This is a genomic window from Spirillospora sp. NPDC049024, assembly GCF_040649235.1.
GTDB lineage: Bacteria > Actinomycetota > Actinomycetes > Streptosporangiales > Streptosporangiaceae > Spirillospora.
In genome coordinates this window covers 220,027-235,744 of record NZ_JBEZFD010000012.1, presented here as the reverse complement: position 1 = coordinate 235,744, position 15,718 = coordinate 220,027, and the positions used below count along the sequence as shown (strand labels likewise).

At 73.1% G+C, this 15,718-nt stretch carries 14 protein-coding genes; 7 read left to right on the top strand and 7 right to left on the bottom strand.

All coding sequences use genetic code 11. The annotated features are described in order from the left end of the window. Window positions 1-50: 50 nt before the first annotated feature. Window positions 51-1,088: an SPFH domain-containing protein gene (locus AB0C21_RS23520; RefSeq protein ID WP_500206901.1), complete on the bottom strand. Its 1,038-nt coding sequence runs from the start codon at window positions 1,086-1,088 to the stop codon at window positions 51-53. A gap of 205 nt (window positions 1,089-1,293) precedes the next feature. On the opposite strand from AB0C21_RS23520, the gene AB0C21_RS23515 reads away from it, so the two are divergent. The 3 genes from AB0C21_RS23515 (at window position 1,294) to AB0C21_RS23505 (ending at window position 5,753) form a co-directional block, all read left to right on the top strand. Beyond that, window positions 1,294-3,060, top strand: coding sequence for an acetyl/propionyl/methylcrotonyl-CoA carboxylase subunit alpha (locus AB0C21_RS23515; protein WP_500206899.1), 1,767 nt, complete (start codon window positions 1,294-1,296; stop codon window positions 3,058-3,060). Window positions 3,061-3,239: 179 nt separating this feature from the next. Continuing rightward, window positions 3,240-4,676: a hypothetical protein gene (locus AB0C21_RS23510; RefSeq protein WP_500206897.1), complete on the top strand. Its 1,437-nt coding sequence runs from the start codon at window positions 3,240-3,242 to the stop codon at window positions 4,674-4,676. A 189-nt stretch (window positions 4,677-4,865) separates the two neighbouring features. Beyond that, window positions 4,866-5,753: a hypothetical protein gene (locus tag AB0C21_RS23505; RefSeq protein WP_500206895.1), complete on the top strand. Its 888-nt coding sequence runs from the start codon at window positions 4,866-4,868 to the stop codon at window positions 5,751-5,753. A gap of 169 nt (window positions 5,754-5,922) precedes the next feature. Here the strand turns inward: AB0C21_RS23505 and AB0C21_RS23500 are convergent, their stop codons facing one another. Continuing rightward, window positions 5,923-7,308, bottom strand: a complete 1,386-nt coding sequence (locus tag AB0C21_RS23500; RefSeq protein WP_149259544.1) for an NAD(P)H-quinone dehydrogenase — start codon at window positions 7,306-7,308, stop codon at window positions 5,923-5,925. Between the two features lie 194 nt (window positions 7,309-7,502). Here AB0C21_RS23500 and AB0C21_RS23495 point away from each other — a divergent pair, with 194 nt between their 5' ends. The 3 genes from AB0C21_RS23495 to AB0C21_RS23485 are packed head-to-tail and all read left to right on the top strand — an operon-like array spanning window position 7,503 to window position 10,421. Beyond that, window positions 7,503-7,955: a gamma-glutamylcyclotransferase family protein gene (locus tag AB0C21_RS23495; RefSeq protein ID WP_141580950.1), complete on the top strand. Its 453-nt coding sequence runs from the start codon at window positions 7,503-7,505 to the stop codon at window positions 7,953-7,955. Window positions 7,956-7,995: 40 nt separating this feature from the next. After that, a complete protein-coding gene (locus AB0C21_RS23490) occupies window positions 7,996-8,796 on the top strand; it encodes a purine-nucleoside phosphorylase (protein ID WP_149259063.1) in 801 nt (266 codons plus the stop codon). Beyond that, window positions 8,793-10,421, top strand: coding sequence for a phospho-sugar mutase (locus tag AB0C21_RS23485; RefSeq protein WP_500206893.1), 1,629 nt, complete (start codon window positions 8,793-8,795; stop codon window positions 10,419-10,421). The genes AB0C21_RS23490 and AB0C21_RS23485 overlap by 4 nt, the downstream gene beginning before the upstream one ends. 9 nt (window positions 10,422-10,430) lie before the next feature. Here the strand turns inward: AB0C21_RS23485 and AB0C21_RS23480 are convergent, their stop codons facing one another. The 3 genes from AB0C21_RS23480 to AB0C21_RS23470 form a co-directional block, all read right to left on the bottom strand. After that, window positions 10,431-11,081: a PH domain-containing protein gene (locus AB0C21_RS23480; RefSeq protein ID WP_500206891.1), complete on the bottom strand. Its 651-nt coding sequence runs from the start codon at window positions 11,079-11,081 to the stop codon at window positions 10,431-10,433. Between the two features lie 7 nt (window positions 11,082-11,088). Continuing rightward, window positions 11,089-12,180 carry an adenosine deaminase gene (locus tag AB0C21_RS23475; protein WP_500206889.1) on the bottom strand — a complete coding sequence of 364 codons (1,092 nt, stop codon included), beginning with the start codon at window positions 12,178-12,180 and terminating at the stop codon, window positions 11,089-11,091. Between the two features lie 98 nt (window positions 12,181-12,278). Then, window positions 12,279-13,148 (bottom strand): alpha/beta fold hydrolase, encoded by an 870-nt coding sequence (locus AB0C21_RS23470; RefSeq protein ID WP_500206888.1) that lies wholly within the window; start codon window positions 13,146-13,148, stop codon window positions 12,279-12,281. Window positions 13,149-13,232: 84 nt separating this feature from the next. Between AB0C21_RS23470 and AB0C21_RS23465 the strand changes: the two genes are divergently transcribed. Next, window positions 13,233-13,832, top strand: coding sequence for a CGNR zinc finger domain-containing protein (locus AB0C21_RS23465; protein ID WP_500206887.1), 600 nt, complete (start codon window positions 13,233-13,235; stop codon window positions 13,830-13,832). 78 nt (window positions 13,833-13,910) lie between these two features. On the opposite strand, the gene AB0C21_RS23460 is transcribed toward AB0C21_RS23465, so the two are convergent. Further along, window positions 13,911-14,063 (bottom strand): cupin domain-containing protein, encoded by a 153-nt coding sequence (locus AB0C21_RS23460; RefSeq protein WP_235036750.1) that lies wholly within the window; start codon window positions 14,061-14,063, stop codon window positions 13,911-13,913. Then, window positions 14,044-15,564, bottom strand: coding sequence for an MFS transporter (locus AB0C21_RS23455; protein WP_500206884.1), 1,521 nt, complete (start codon window positions 15,562-15,564; stop codon window positions 14,044-14,046). The genes AB0C21_RS23460 and AB0C21_RS23455 overlap by 20 nt, the downstream gene beginning before the upstream one ends. Window positions 15,565-15,718: the final 154 nt, after the last annotated feature.

Sequence of the window (15,718 nt, the reverse complement as noted above, 5' to 3'; positions counted from 1 at the left end):
TCAGGGGCGGGCCCGTCCCCGGTGCCCGCTCGTCCCGCCCCGGTGCCCGCTCAGTCCCTCAGGAGGGAGCCGTTCGGGTTGCCGGGCGCGTAGACCGTGATGCCCTGCGGGAGGGCCTTCAGCTCCTCGATCCTCGCGCAGGTCGGGCATTTGTTGTAGCCGTCCTGGCGGGCCTTGTTGGCGGCGGCCTCCGCCTTGGCCGAGGCGACCTTCGCCTGCGCCTCGCTGATCTGCGCGAACGCGGCCTGGGCGCGGTCCACCGCGTCCTGCACCTTGGACGGCAGGGTGATCCGCACCAGGTTGAAGTGGATGTTGGTGACGAACTCGCCGCCGAGCGTCTGCTTGAGGTCCGCGGCCAGGCTCGTGTTGATCGCGTTCTGCACCTTGGCGATGTTGCCGTTGTTGCTCTGCGCCTGCTGACCGGCGGCCTGGACGTTGCGCGGCGCGGAGGAGTTCTGCACGAGGGCGCAGGAGGAGACGAGTTCGGCGCAGCGGAAGCTGTTGATCTGGCTGCGCAGGTCGTTGTCGATCACCGGCCGGACGATCTGGTCGAGGAACGCCGACCAGCCCTTGTCGCCGTCGTAGACGTTGTAGGTCTCGCCGCTCGCGCTGCGGAACTTGCGGGTGCCGTACTTGTCGTCGAACTGCCTGAGCGTGCTGTGGTCCTGGTTGAGCGTGAAGTACAGCGTCCCCTCGATGCCCATGTTGACGCCGTCCGAGCTCGGCACGGTCACGACGTCCACGCCGGACTCGTCGCCCTTCCCGGCGTCCGAGGTGATCGTGTAGAAGCGCTGCTGGGCGGGGTACTTGTGGACCTGCGAGTAGAGCCCGATCCAGACGCGGCCGGAGCCGGGGTCGATGACCTGCCGGATCCTGTTGTTGTCGAAGAACCCGCCGTTGCGGACGACGGCGATCTCGCCGCCGCCGGTCCGCTCGTAGCCGCCGAGCAGCGCGCTCAGCACCGGCCATCCCACGACGACCAGCAGCACGGCGGCGACGATGGCGGTGCGCCTGCTGGGCGCTCGCACCCCGGAGAGCCGGCTCGCACCGGCCCGCTCCCTGGCGGCGGACGTCTTCTTCTCGGCCACGGTGGCTCCTCTCACACCCGCACGGGGGTCGTTCCGCGGGTTCGTGGATCAGACGGAGCGGACGTCCGCCGGGATCCCCGCGGGGGTACCGCTTTCTCGGGAAACCTCCCGCTATCCGGGACCGCGCCCCCAATAAGGAGGGGCTTACGAAAACCTGGGATCGCGGTTATCTAGACTGCCTGCGAGGTTGAAGGAGGAGACCCACGTGCGCAAAGTCCTGATCGCCAACCGCGGCGAGATCGCGGTCCGTATCGCCCGTGCCTGCCGCGACGCGGGGCTGGCCAGTGTGGCGGTGTACGCCGAGCCGGATCTGGAGGCGCTGCACGTTCGGGTCGCCGACGAGGCGTTCGCCCTGGGCGGGCAGACGGCGGCCGAGAGCTACCTGGACATCGAGAAGCTGCTGAAGATCGCTGCGGAGTCGGGCGCCGACGCCGTCCACCCCGGCTACGGGTTCCTGGCGGAGAACGCCGACTTCGCCGCGGCGGTGGAGAACGCGGGGCTGACCTGGATCGGCCCGCCGCCCGCCGCGATCACCGCGCTCGGCGACAAGGTGCAGGCCCGGCACATCGCGCAGCGGGTCGGCGCGCCGCTGGTCGCCGGCACCCCGGACCCGGTGTCCGGCGCGGACGAGGTCGTCGCGTTCGCCGAGGAGCACGGCCTGCCCATCGCGATCAAGGCCGCGTACGGCGGCGGCGGGCGCGGTCTGAAGGTCGCCCGGACGCTGGAGGAGGTGCCCGAGCTGTACGACTCGGCCGTCCGCGAGGCCGTCGGCGCCTTCGGGCGCGGCGAGTGCTTCGTCGAGCGGTACCTCGACAAGCCCCGGCACGTCGAGACGCAGTGCCTGGCCGACAAGCACGGCAACGTGGTCGTCGTGTCCACCCGCGACTGCTCGCTCCAGCGGCGCCACCAGAAGCTCGTCGAGGAGGCGCCGGCGCCGTTCCTGTCCGAGGAGCAGTTGGAGCTGCTGTACTCCTCGTCCAAGGCGATCCTGAAGGAGGCCGGCTACGTCGGCGCCGGGACGTGCGAGTTCCTCGTCGGCCAGGACGGCACGATCTCGTTCCTGGAGGTCAACACGCGCCTCCAGGTCGAGCACCCCGTCACCGAGGAGGTCGCCGGGGTCGACCTGGTCCGCGAGATGTTCCGCGTCGCCGACGGCGAGGAGCTCGGCTACGGCGACCCGGAGCTGCGCGGCCACTCGATCGAGTTCCGGCTGAACGCCGAGGACGCCGGGCGGGGCTTCCTGCCCGCCGTCGGCACCCTGACCGCCTGGCACCCCCCGACGGGCCCCGGCGTCCGGCTGGACGCCGGCTACGAGGCCGGGCAGACCGTCCCGCAGGCGTTCGACTCCCTCATCGCCAAGCTGATCGTGACGGGCGCGACGCGGCGGCAGGCCGTCGAGCGGTCCCGCCGCGCCCTCGCCGAGTTCGTCATCGACGGCATGCCGACCGTCCTGCCGTTCCACCGGGCGGTGCTGGACGACCCGGCGTTCGTCCCGGCGGACGACGAGACCCCGTTCAGCGTCCACACCCGGTGGATCGAGACGGAGTTCGACAACCAGATCCCGCCCTACGAGGCTCCCCCGGCCGGCGAGGAGGCCGAGGGCGAGCGCGAGCACGTCACCGTCGAGGTCGGCGGCCGCCGCATCGAGGTCGTGCTGCCCGCCGGGCTCGGCGCCTCCGCGGCCCCCGCCGCGGGCGGCGCGGCGCCCGCCAAGCGGCGCGGCGCCAAGAAGGGCGGCGCCGCGCAGGTGTCCGGCGACTCCCTGGTCAGCCCGATGCAGGGCACGATCGTCAAGCTCCTCGTCGAGGAGGGCGCGACCGTGGCGGCCGGCGACACCATCGTGGTCCTGGAGGCCATGAAGATGGAGCAGCCGCTGACCGCGCACAAGGCGGGGACGCTCACCGGCCTGTCCGCCGAGGTGGGCCAGACGGTGTCCGCGGGCGCGGTGATCTGCGAGATCAAGGACTCCTGACCGCGCGCCGCCCGGCGGTACGGCGCCCTCGGCCGGTGTAGGGACGAGGGCGCCGCCGGGCCTCGGCGCTCCCGAGACGGGGACCCATGGGAGCAGATGGGGCCCGGTCCCCGTTCGGGATGTCCCAAATCCGTCCCGCGAACGAGGCATCGCCGCGTCCACGTGGGCAGACTGAGAGAATGAGCACCGAGAAGCGGGCAAATCGGGCGGCTCGCGGCGGGGCCGTAACGGCGGTCGCCGTCGCCGTCGCCGCGCCGGCGTTCGCCCTCGCCGCCCCGGCGGTCGCCGCCGCGTCCCAGGCCACGGCGCCGAGGACCGCGACGGCGCAGACCGGGGCCGTGCAGGGGGAGGCCGTGCGGGTCGGGGCGCAGGCCGCGGTCCCGCGGGCGGCGGCCGACGACACCGTCGGCCAGATCGCCAAGGGCCTCATCGACTCGCGCCTTTACGTGACGAGCGGCGCCGGGAACCCGCTGACCCCCGCCGACAGGAACGAGATCGAGACGTCCCTGGGCGGTGACGGCGACGCCGACATCCGCGCCGTCGTCGTCCGCAACGACATCACGGCGGCCCAGGTCAGGCAGCTGCTCCCGGCCGTCGCCGAGCGCGTCGGCAAGGGCGCGACCTATGTCGCGATCACCGCCGACGGCGCCCGGATGGGCGCGATCTCCAAGAAGCTGGACCGCGCGGAGATCAACCAGCTGGTCACCCGCACCGAGGGCGCGCCGCTGAAGCAGCGGCTGATCCAGTTCGGCGGCCTCGCCGAGAAGAAGGTCGACAGCGCCTCCAAGTCCAGCGCGACGGCCGGATACGTGCTGCTCGGCCTGCTGGTGCTCGTGGCGGCGGCGGTCGTGGGCGTCATGCTCAGCGTCCGCAAGAAGCGGCGGGAACGCGCGGCCCGCGAGATGGCCGACCTCAAGGCGGGCGTGCAGGAGGACGTCACGCTCCTCGGCGAGGACATCGCCCGCCTCGACCTGAACGTCATGGACACCGGCCTCGATCCCGACACCCGCGCCGACTACGAGCGCGCGATGAACTCCTACGACCAGGCCAAGGCCGCGACCGAGCGCGCCACCCGCCCGCAGGACATGCAGCAGGTCACGACCGCGCTGGAGGACGGCCGCTACTACATGACCGCGACCCGCGCCCGGCTCGCCGGGGAACCGGTGCCCGAGCGGCGCGCGCCGTGCTTCTTCAACCCGCAGCACGGACCCTCCGTCCAGGACGTGACGTGGGCGCCGCCCGGCGGCGTCGCCCGCTCCGTCCCGGCGTGCGCGGCCGACGCCGAGGCCGTCCTGCGCGGGGGCGACCCGGACGTCCGCATGGTCCCGGTGGGCGGGGAACGCCGGCCGTACTGGAACGCCGGCCCCGCCTATGCGCCCTACGCCGGCGGCTACTACTACGGCTACGGCGGGATGGACCTGCTCAGCGGCATGCTGATCGGCACCGCCCTCGGCTCGATGTGGGGCGGCGGCTGGGGCGGCGGCTTCGGCGGAGGCGGAGACTTCGGCGGCGGAGGCGACGGCGACATCGGCGGCGGCTGGGACTTCGGCGGCGGAGACTTCGGCGGCGGGGGCGACTTCGGCGGGGGCGGAGGTGGCGACTTCGGCGGCTTCTGAGGTGCGCGCCCCGACGGTCGTGATCAGCGCCGAGGAACTGCGCCGCTCCCGCCTGCGACGCCGCGGCCTCCGCCCACCCGACCGGTAAGCCACGAGGTTCCGGGAGCGGATGGGATGCGACGTCCGTTCGAGGGTGTCCGCAAAGCCGTCCGGCGGGCATGGGCGCGCCCGCGCAGGCATGCTGAGGAAATGAACCCCGAGACCCGGGCGATCCGGGCGGTGCTCCCGTTGGTCCCCGAGCCCGACGGCACGGCCGAGGGCGTCGTTTTCGCCGTGCTGTTCGCGGTGTTCGCGGGGCTCTTGCTGTTCGGGGGGCCGATAGCGGCGTCCAGGGGGCGGGGCCGGCTCAAACGCCGCAGAGAGCAGCGGAAACGAGCGGCCCGCGAGATGGCCGACCTCCAGGCGGCCGTTGCGCACCTCGGCGAGGACCTCGCCCGCCTCGACCTGGACGTGGCGGACGGCGATCTGAATCCCGACGTGCGCGCCGACTACGAGCGCGCTATGAGCTGCTACGACCGGGCCAAGGAGGCGGCCGAGCGCGCCGCCGACCTGGAGGACATGGAGGAGGTCGTCAGCGCGGCGGAGGACAGCCACTACTACATGACCGCGATCCGGGCCCGGCTCGCCGGGGAACCGGTGCCCGAGCGCGCGCCCTGCTTCTTCGACCCCGAGCACGGACCCTCCGTCCAGAACGTGGTGTGGGCACCGCCCGGCGGCACCGTCCGCTCTGTCCCGGCATGCGCAGCCGACGCCGAGGCCGTCCTAAGTGGCGCCGCTCTGGACGCCCCTGTGATCCCGAGGCCCGGAGGACGGCGGCCTTCCCGAAACGCCGGAGCCCCCGCCTCTCCCAACGCGCGCGGTTCCTCCGACTCCGCCGGGAGGGACTCGGCCACCGACGCGGCGCTTGGGGCAGATTTCGACGTGACGGCGGGCTCCGGCGGGAGCGGCGGGGGCGGAGGCCACGACTATGGAGGCGGCGGGCACGGCGGGCACTACGGAGGCGGAGGCCACGGAGGCGGAGGCCACGGCGGGCACGGCGGCGACTTCGGTGGGGGCGGGCACGGCGGCCACTACTGAAGGGCGCCCCCATGGCCGGGTTCCCCCGGCGTCCCCGGCCCGCCCTGGCGGAGCAACTGCGCGCTCGGGTCACCCATGCAGGCGGGGCGCGGCGTGCCACGCATGGACAGGAGGACGTCCGATGCGGTGACGGCCCAGGACCGGGCTCCGCGTCCGTGCGGCGGATCTCTCAGTAGGCGTGCTCGGACATCAGCCGCCGGGACGCCTCGGTGACGCTGCCCGACAGCGACGGGTACACCGCGAACGTGTGCGCCACCTGGTCGACCGTGAGGTGCTGCTGGACGGCGATCGACACGCCCAGGATCAGTTCGCTCGCCCGCGGGGCCACGATGACGCCGCCGAGCACGATCCCCGTGGACGGGCGGCAGAACAGCTTCACGAAGCCGTCCTCGAAGCCCTGCATCTTGGCGCGCGCGTTGGTGAACAGCGGCAGCATGACCGTCCGGGCGTTGACGTCCCCGGAGTCGACCATGTGCTGCGTCACGCCGACCGACGCGACCTCGGGATCGGTGAAGATGTTGGAGGCGACCCAGCCCAGCTTCAGCGGCTGCACGGCCTCGCCCAGCGCGTGCCACATCGCGATGCGGCCCTGCATGCCCGCGACGGACGCCAGCATGAGCACGCCCGTGCAGTCGCCGGACGCGTAGATGTGCGGGACGGACGTCCGCGAGACCTTGTCGACCTCGACGAAGCCGCGCGCGTCGCACCGCACGCCGACCTCCTCCAGGCCGATGCCCTTGGTGTTCGGGACCATCCCGACGGTCATCAGGCAGTGCGTGCCCTCGACCTTCGTCCCGTCCTCCAGCGTGACGATCACGCCGTTGCCCGACCGCTCCACGGCCGCCGCCCGGGACCGCGACATGACGTTCATGCCGCGCCGCAGGAACACCTCCTGCAGGACGGCCGCGGCGTCGGCGTCCTCCGTCGGCAGGATCCGGTCCCGCGACGACACCAGCGTCACCTTCGAGCCGAGCGACAGGTACGCCCCGGCCAGCTCGGCGCCCGTCACGCCGGAGCCGACCACGATCAGCTCCTCGGGCAGCTCCGGCAGGTCGTAGAGCTGCCGCCAGTTCAGGATGCGCTCGCCGTCCGGCTCCGCGCCGGGCAGCACGCGCGGCGTCGCGCCGGTCGCGATGAGCACGATGTCGGCGCGGATGCGGCGCTCGCCGACCGCCACGACATGCGGCTCCACCAGCCGCGCCTCGCCGCGGACGATCTTGACCTCCTCGTAGGCGAGCCGTTCGGCGACGTCGAACGACTGGGCCCGCGCGAGGTCCTTCACGCGCTTGTTGACGGTGGCCATGTCGGCCTCGAGGGCGCCGACGATGCCGTCCGGGCCGCCGTTGAAGCGCAGTCCGAGGCCGGCCGACTCCGACATGACCGCGATGCGGGTCGAGGTGGCGATGAGCGTCTTGGAGGGCACGCAGTCGGTGAGCACGCACGCGCCGCCCGGACCGTCCCGTTCGATGACGGTCACGTCGGCGCCGAGCTGCGCCGCGACGAGCGCGGCCTCGTAACCGCCCGGGCCTCCTCCGATGATCACGATGCGGGTCACATCTTCCATTGTTTCCTACTCTCGGCAGTGAAAAGTCCCGCTCCGCACCACTTCTTCCTGCAACAACCCCATCAGCCCCCTCCCCCGCATGGCGCGTTCCCGTAGGGGACGACCCCCACACCCCCGAGGCCTACGTGTTCCCTGTGGGGGACGACCCCCACACCCCCGAGGCCTAGTTGGCGTAGCCTGCCAACGTGGCTCTGTACGCGGCGTACGCCTCCAACATGGACCCCGAGCAGATGGCCGGCCGGGCTCCCCACTCGCCCATGCGCGGCACCGGCTGGCTCGCCGGGTGGCGCCTGACCTTCGGGGGGCAGGACAAGGGCTGGGACGGGGCCCTCGCGACGGTCGTCGAGGACGACTCCGAACAGGTCTTCGTCGTCATGTACGACGTGCCCGCCTGGGACGAGAAGGAACTCGACGCCTGGGAGGGGGCCGCGCTCGGCGTCTACCGCAAGATCAGGGTGCGGGTGCAGACGCTCGACGGCGACGCGCTGTGCTGGCTGTACGTCCTGGACGACTACGAGGGCGGGCTGCCGTCCGCGCGCTACCTCGGCATCCTCGCCGACGCCGCGGAGAAGGCCGGCGCGCCCGACGACTACGTCAAGGACCTGCGCACACGTCCCTGCAAGTCGCTGGGCGACTGACCCGGCGGGGCCGTGCCGGGGCGGCGGTAGTGTCGGCGGCGTGAGCAACGACGCTTTTGCACTGGCACGGGACGCGGCGGACGAGCTGCGCGCCCGCACGTCCATCGACTCCTTCGACGTCGCACTCGTCATGGGGTCCGGCTGGGTCCCGGCGGCCGACAGGCTGGGCGAGCCCGTCGCCGAGCTGACCGTGACCGAGCTGCCCGGTTTCGCGCCGCCCGCCGTGGAGGGCCACGCCGGGCGGATCCGCGTCGTGGAGATCGCCGGGCGCCACGCGCTGGTGTTCCTCGGCCGGACGCACCTCTACGAGGGCCGCGGCGTCGAGGCCGTCGTGCACGGCGTCCGGACGGCGCTCGCCGCGGGCGTGAAGACGATGGTGCTCACGAACGCGGCGGGCGGGCTGCGCCCCGAGCACCAGCGGGTGGGCGACCCGGTGCTGATCTCCGACCACCTGAACCTGTCCGGCGCGAACCCGCTGACCGGCGCGACGTTCCTCGACCTGACCGAGGCGTACTCGGGACGCCTGCGGGCCCTGGCCAAGGAGGTCGACCCGACGCTGTCGGAGGGCGTCTACGCGGCGTTCCGCGGCCCGACCTACGAGACGCCCGCCGAGATCCGCATGCTGCGCACGCTGGGCGCCGACATGATCGGCATGTCGACGGTGCTGGAGACGATCGCGGCCCGCCAGGGCGGCGCGGAGGTGCTCGGCATCTCGCTGGTCACCAACATCGCGGCCGGGCTGTCGGACGAGCCTCTCGACCACGAGGAGGTCCTCGCGGCGGGACGCGCGTCGGCCGGACGCATGGGCACGCTGCTCGCGACCGTCCTGGCGAAGCTGTGAGCGACCTGCGGGCGCGGGCCGAGGAGTGGCTCGAACAGGACCCCGACCCCGGGACGCGCGCCGAGCTGCGGGCGATCCTGGACGCCGGCGACGACGCGGCCCTCGCCGACCGGTTCGGAGCGCGGCTGGAGTTCGGGACGGCCGGCCTGCGCGGCGAGCTCGGCGCCGGGCCGAACCGGATGAACCGGGTGACGGTCATGCGCGCCGCCGCCGGCCTCGCCGCCCGGCTGCCCGCCGGCGGCCGGGTGATCATCGGTTTCGACGCGCGGCACGGGTCCCGCCGGTTCGCCGACGACACGGCGGCCGTGCTCAGCGGCGCGGGGCTGCGCCCCGAGGTGTTCGCCGACCCCGTCCCGACGCCCGTGCTCGCCCATTTCACCCGGGCGTTCGACGACATCGTGGCGGGCGTCATGGTCACGGCCAGCCACAACCCGCCGCGCGACAACGGCTACAAGGTGTACTGGGCGGACGGGGCGCAGATCGTCCCGCCGACGGACGCGGAGATCTCCGCCGCGATCGACGCCGTCGGCCGCGTGGACGAACTGCCGCTCGGTGCGGGCTGGCCCGTCCACGAGGGCGCCGGCCTCTACCTGGACGCGGTGTCGTCCCTGCGCCTCGGCGGCGACCGGGACGTGTCGATCGTCTACACGCCCATGCACGGGGTGGGCCGGGACGTCCTGCTCGCCGCGTTCGACCGCGCCGGGTTCCCGGCGCCGATCGTCGTGCCCGAGCAGGCCGAGCCCGACCCGGACTTCCCGACCGTCGAGTTCCCGAACCCGGAGGAACCGGGCGCGCTCGACCTGGCGCTGGCGCTCGCCGAGGCCCGCGGCGCCGACCTGGTGATCGCGAACGACCCGGACGCGGACCGCTGCGCCGTCGCCGTCCCGGGCCCGTCCGGGTGGCGGGCGCTGACCGGGGACGAGGTCGGCGGGCTGCTGGCCGAGCACGTGCTGCGGCACACCTCGGGCGATGACCGCCTGGTCGTGACGACGATCGTGTCGTCGTCGCTGCTGCGCTCGATCGCCGCCGCGCACCGCGTGCGGTTCGCCGAGTCGCTCACCGGCTTCAAATGGATCATGAAGGCCGGGGACATGGGCCAGCGGTTGGTGTTCGGGTATGAAGAGGCGCTCGGATACAGCGTCGGCGACGACCGGGGCGTCCTCGTCAACGACAAGGACGGGATCGGCGCCGCGCTCGCCGTCGCCGCGCTCGCGGCGGACGCCAAGCGCGACGGCCGCACACTGCTCGACCTGCTGGACGCGCAGGCACGCCGGTACGGGTTGCACGCGACGTCCCAGCTGTCGGTCCGGGTGGACGACCTCTCGCTGATCACCGCGGCGATGACCCGGCTGCGCGCCGATCCCCCGCGCGAGCTGGGCGGGCGGCGCGTCGAGTCGTTCGACGACCTCGCCCGGCCCACCGGGGGCCTGCCGCCCACCGACGGGCTGCGGTTCCGGCTCGCCGGAGGGTCGCGGGTGGTCATCCGCCCCTCGGGGACGGAGCCGAAGCTGAAGTGCTACCTGGAGGTCGTCATCCCGGTGGACGAGGACGTCGCCGCTGTCCGCGCGCGCGCCGCCTCCGACCTGGAGGCCCTCCGCGCGGACGTCTCCGCGGCCCTCGCCTGATCAGACCGGTCAGGTGACGGCGCCCGTGATCAGGAGCGCGACGAGCACCGCCAGCGGGACGGCCAGCGAGGCCACCGCGGGAACGGACCACTTGACCGTCCCCCTGGCGGGCCCCTCCTCCTCGGCCTTGGCCTTGGCCGCCCTGTCGGGCGCGCCCGACCGGGCCTTGGGGCGCTGCCGGTCCTTCATCTCGTTCAGCTGCTGCGCGGCGTACGCGGTCGGCGTGCGGCCCCGGAGGTCCAGGCCCTGCCCCTTGCCCTTGCGGGCCTCCTTCTCGGCGCGGGCCTCCGCCTTGGCCTGCGCACGCGGCGAGGTCTGGAGCACCCAGGCCCGCGTCTCCAGGTCCGTCCCGTCCGGGCCGGCGAACACGACCGTCACCGCGTTCTTGCCCTCGATCCGGCGGACCGCGCCCCACGGCACCCGGACGTCCCGGAGCGGGTTGCGGACCGTGATCCCGGCGTCGTCGCCGACGATCACCGGCCGCAGCCCGACCGCGTAGGCGATCCCGCAGCCGAGCAGCAGCAGGAACGCGATCGTCACCGTCGTCAGCGAGTAGTCGGGGTCACCGGTGATGCCGAAGAACAGGTCGACGAGGTTGAGGGCGGCGAACACCAGCCACGCGTACGCGGCGACACGCCCGCCGGTGGAGCGAATGGTCATGGCCCGATCATGCCAGGGGCCGGGCGCCGCTCCACTTGAGCTGCGCGAAACCGGGCTTGATGACGCCGTTGATCAGTTCGAGCCGCTCGTTGAACGGCGCGAACGCCGACTTCATCGCGTTCACCGTGAACCACTGCAGGTCGTCCCATCCGTAGCCGAACGCGTCGACGAGCTTGGCGAACTCCTCCGACAGCGTCGTGCCGCTCATCAGCCGGTTGTCGGTGTTGACCGTGACGCGGAAGCTCAGCCGCCGCAGCAGCCCGATCGGGTGCTCGGCGATCGACTTCGCCGCGCCGGTCTGGATGTTGGAGGTCGGGCACATCTCCAGCGGGATCCGCTTGTCCCGCACGTAGTCCGCGAGCCGGCCGAGCCGCGCCTCGCCGTTCTCCACCTCGATGTCGTCGATGATGCGGACGCCGTGCCCGAGCCGGTCGGCGCCGCACCACTGGATCGCCTGCCAGATCGACGGCAGCCCGAACCCCTCGCCCGCGTGGATGGTGAAGTGCGCGTTCTCGCGCTGCAGGTACTCGAACGCGTCCAGGTGCCGGGTCGGGGGGTACCCGGCCTCGGCGCCGGCGATGTCGAACCCGACGACGCCGAGGTCCCGGTACCGGACGGCCAGCTCCGCGATCTCCATGCTGCGCGCCTGGTGCCGCATGGCGGTGACGAGCGTCCCGACGCGGATCCCGAAGTCCTCGCGGCCCCGGGCGAAGCCGTCCAGGACGGCCTCCACGACCTGCTCCAGCGACAGCCCGTTCCGCAGATGCTGCTCGGGCGCGTACCGGACCTCGGCGTAGACGATCCCGTCCTTCGCGAGGTCCTCGGCGCACTCGTACGCGACCCTGGTGAGCGCCTCGACGGTCTGCATCACCCCGACGGTGTGCGAGAACGTCTCCAGGTACCGTTCGAGCGATCCGGAGTTGGACGCCTCCTCGAACCACGTCCGCAGGGCGTCCGGGTCGGTGGTGGGCAGGTCCCCGTACCCGGTCTCCCGCGCCAGGTCGACGACGGTCGCGGGCCGCACCCCGCCGTCCAGGTGGTCGTGCAGCAGCACCTTCGGCGCGCGGCGGATGTCCTCAAGAGTCGGCCGAACGTTCATTTCTCGAACCTACCCGTCCCCGCCCCCTCGGGCGTCGTCAACTCTCGCCAACCCGGCGCCCGCGCACGACCCCCGCGACCTGCGGCCCTGCCGCCCCGCTACGCCCGGACGCGGTCGAGGAACGCGGCGACGAGCGGCGCGATCTCGCGGAGGTGGGTCTCGAGGGCGAAGTGGCCGGTGTCGAACAGGTGGAGTTCGGCGTCCGGGACGTCCCGCAGGTAGGCGCGGGCGCCGGGCGCGGGGAAGAACGGGTCGTCGGCTCCCCAGACGATGAGGACGGGCGGCGTGTGCCGGCGCAGCCAGGCCTGCCAGCGGTCGTAGCTCTCGACGTTGGAGTGGTAGTCGAAGGCCAGCGCGACCTGGGCCTCCTTGCGGCCCGGAAGGTCGAGGAAGTGCTGGTCGAGGGTCCAGCCGTCCGGTGCGAGCGCCTCCGGGTCGGCGACGCCCGTCTCGTACTGGCTCCGGGTGCCCTCCGGGGTCAGCAGGCCGCGGACGGTCTCCTCCGCGCCCGGCTCTCCGGGACGCAGGGCGATGAAGTCGCGGGCGCCGTCCGACAGGCCCTCGGCGTAGGCGTTGCCGTTCTGGACGACCAGCCCCGCGATGCGCTCGGGCAGCCGCTCGGCCAGCCGGAACCCGACCGGCGCCCCGAAGTCGAACACGTACATGGCGAAGCGGGTGAGCCCGAGCCGCTCGACGAACCCCTCCATGACGTCGGCGAGGCCGTCGAAGGAGTAGGTGAAGCCGTCCGGCGCCCGCGTGTGGCCGAAGCCTGGGTAGTCCGGAGCGATCAGGCGGTAGCGCGCGCCGAGGACGTCGATGAGCCGCCGGAACTGGTGCGACGCGGACGGTAAGCCGTGCAGCAGCAGCAGGACGGGCGCGTCCTCCCGCTCCGGGAGGGACTCGCGGTAGAAGACGCGGACGCCGCCGACGTCGACGTGGCGGTGGACGGTACGAGCGATGGTGAGCATATCTAACGCCTTCTTTCCGGATAGATGCATTAGATATAGTCGTCAACCACCTAACGGGTCAACCCGGCGATGTACCGTTAGAGCATGAGCGACCCGAGCCCGCTGATCGGTGAGCCGCCGGCCCTGGACCTGGTCAACACGCGACCGGTGGGCGCCGACCTGCTGTCCACGCCCGATGACCTGCGGGTCTGGCTGCGTCTGCAGGCCGACCGGTCCGAGGAGGCCCGGACGTTCGCCGCCACGGAACCGGCGGCCGAGTCGCTGGCCGAGTCGCTGGCCGCGGTCCGGGACGTCCGGGAGCACACGGCCCGGGCCCTCGACCGCGTCCGCCGCGGCGAGCCGCCATCGGCCGGCGACCTGGAGGCGCTCAACCGGGCGCAGCGCGCCGCACCCGCCGTCACCGAACTGGACTGGGACGGGCGGTCGCTGCGCGCGGCCCGCCGCCGCACCGGCCCGCCCTCACTCCGCCCGGCGGCCTGGCTTGCCGAGGCCGCCGCCGAGCTCCTCGCCGACCCGGCGGTCACCAAGGTCCGGGAGTGCGAGGCCGACGACTGCGTGATGCTCTTCCTGCCCGCCCACCCCCGCCGCCGCTGGTGCTCGGCGGCTCGCTGCGGCAACCGCGTCCGCGTCGCCCGCCACTACCGGCGGCACCGGCCCGCCGAGCCCGACCCCGCGTCCTCCTGACGCCATGGGGCGGGAGCTGACGTCAGGAGGCGGGGGCACGCGCCGGTGCCCCCGCCTCAGGATGCCGAACAGTCAGCGCTAGGCCTTCGCGTACTCGCCGATGCCTCCGGCGAAGTCGTACATGACGCAGGCCTCGTCCCCGACGACCCAGGCGTCATGGCCGGGCGTGACGACGAACACGTCGCCGGGGCCGACCTCCTGCTCCACGCCGTCATTCGTGAGGATGCGCATCCGTCCCTGGACGACGTAGCCGTTGTGGTGCACCTCGCAAAGGTCGGTGCCCGCGATGTCCTTCACCGACTCCGTCCAGCGCCATCCGGGCTCGAACGTCGCCTTCCCGAAGACGAGGCCGCTGAGGTTGGCGATCTCCAGGTGCCCCCTGGGGAAGTCCCGCCGATCGTCCGGCTTCTCGATGCTCTTGATCTCTATCATTGATGGGTCCCCCTTCCCCCTCACTTTTCACGCTCGCACTGGGGCTGACCTGCGTCAAGACGTCCGGGCCGGATAGCGCGCGGCGTGCCCGGAGCAGCAGGGCGGGGGTCGCCAGGGACAGGACGCCGGCGATCGCGACGGCGGTGCGGGGGCCGGTGAGGCCGGCGAGCAGCCCCCACAGGGCGGTCATGCCCGCGATCGTGAGCTTGCTGGTCACCGACCACGCCGACAGCACCCGGGCGACACGGTCGGACGGCGTGTGCTCCAGCCGGTAGGCGGCCTGCAGCGGGTTGAACACCCCCATGCACGTGATCAGCCCGAGTTCGACGGCGATGACGAGCACCAGCCCGGCGGCGCCCGGACGGACGAAGGCCAGTCCGGGCAGCCAGCACGCGCGCAGCGTCCCGAAGACGAGCATGGTCCTCGGACGCCCGAACCGCGCGGCGAGCCGTCCGGCCAGCCGCGAGCCGACGAGACCGCCAACGCAGGGGGCGGCGAACGCCAGTGCGTACTGCCACGGCGCGAAGCCGAGGCGGCCCAGCATCAGCACGGCCAGCACCGGCGCCGTCGCCATGATCAGCCCGGCGACCAGGATCTGGTTGAGGAACAGCGGGCGCAGCGCCGGGCTGGTGAGGATGTGGCGCCACCCTTCGAACAGGTCCCCCGCCCGGAGCCGGGCGCCCGTCTCCGGGGCGTGGGCGGGGCGCGGCTCCGTCCCGCCGATCGCGCGGATCCCGGCCGCCGACAGCACGAAACTGGCCGCGTTGGCCGTCACGGTCACCAGCGGCCCGAACAGCCCGATCGCGGCGCCGCCGAGCGGCGGCCCGAGCATGAGCGCGGTCCAGTTCGTGGACTCCAGCCGCCCGTTAGCGACGACCAGGTCCTCCGGCCGGACGAGCGCCTTCAGGCAGGCGCCGCTCGCCGCGGTGAAGGCGATGTCGGCCGCGGCGACCACGACCGACACCACCAGCAGCTGGACGAAGCCGAGCCCGCCGAGCAGGAACGCGGCGGGCAGGCTCAGCAGCGCCGCGCACCGGACCAGGTCCATCGCGATCATCACGGGCCGCTTGCGGCGGAACTCCACCCAGGGCCCGAGCGGCACCGCCACCGCCGCCCCCACGAGCAGGCCGGCGGCGGCCAGCGCCGACACCCGGGCCGGCCCGGCGTCCAGCACGGTGATCGCGATCAGCGGGAAGGCGTCGAAGGCGAGCCACGTCCCGACCGCGCTGACCGCGTAGGCCGCCCAGAGCCACCCGAACGGCCGCCCGAGCGACCGCCCCTCCCCCATGCGCACCCTCACCGCGCCCCTCCCGCCGGCCGCCCTCATGTCGGCCGCCCCCGGCGGCCGAGAGAGATCAAAGCGGCTGGCGGGCCGCCGGATCAAACAACCGTCCGTCCCCTCGCTCAACCGGACGTTGTAGGGGCAGCGCGTTTCGTGCGCTCGCGGTGTTGGG

Excerpts from the sequence above, each read along its gene's own strand:
- AB0C21_RS23510 (WP_500206897.1), top strand. The coding sequence starts at position 3,240 with ATGAGCACCGAGAAGCGGGCAAATCGGGCGGCTCGCGGCGGGGCCGTA.
- AB0C21_RS23505 (WP_500206895.1), top strand. The coding sequence starts at position 4,866 with ATGAACCCCGAGACCCGGGCGATCCGGGCGGTGCTCCCGTTGGTCCCC.
- AB0C21_RS23470 (WP_500206888.1), bottom strand. The coding sequence starts at position 13,148 with ATGCTCACCATCGCTCGTACCGTCCACCGCCACGTCGACGTCGGCGGC.
- AB0C21_RS23465 (WP_500206887.1), top strand. The coding sequence starts at position 13,233 with ATGAGCGACCCGAGCCCGCTGATCGGTGAGCCGCCGGCCCTGGACCTG.
- AB0C21_RS23480 (WP_500206891.1), bottom strand. The coding sequence starts at position 11,081 with ATGACCATTCGCTCCACCGGCGGGCGTGTCGCCGCGTACGCGTGGCTG.
- AB0C21_RS23460 (WP_235036750.1), bottom strand. The coding sequence starts at position 14,063 with ATGCGCATCCTCACGAATGACGGCGTGGAGCAGGAGGTCGGCCCCGGC.
- AB0C21_RS23475 (WP_500206889.1), bottom strand. The coding sequence starts at position 12,180 with ATGAACGTTCGGCCGACTCTTGAGGACATCCGCCGCGCGCCGAAGGTG.